The 267-nt window shown below is 68.5% G+C and carries 1 protein-coding gene; it reads right to left on the reverse strand.

The features are described 5' to 3' along the window. Positions 1-267, reverse strand: a 267-nt coding sequence (locus ACLJNW_RS25615; RefSeq protein ID WP_410961427.1) for a transketolase-like TK C-terminal-containing protein, incomplete at both ends; no start/stop codon positions are given.

Here is a 267-nt window from a genome sequence, read left to right on the forward strand (position 1 = left end):
GCTCGTAGACGCTGGTGCATGGCATCGATACCACGCGGACCTTGCGGCCCTGCTCGCTGAGCTTGTCGTAGGCCTGCACGGCCAGGCCGACTTCCGAACCGGTGGCGATCAGGATCAGTTCCGTCTCGCCTTCGCAGTCCTTCAGCACGTAGCCGCCGCGGGCGAGGTCGGCCACCTGGGCGACGTCGCGCGCCTGGTGCGGCAGGTTCTGGCGGGAGAAGATCAGCGCGGACGGACCGTCGGCGCGCTCGATGGCATGCTTCCAGG

Origin of the sequence: Salmonella sp. SAL4457 (genome assembly GCF_046548235.1) — a bacterium.
GTDB classification, from domain to species: Bacteria; Pseudomonadota; Gammaproteobacteria; order Enterobacterales; family Enterobacteriaceae; genus Salmonella; species Salmonella enterica.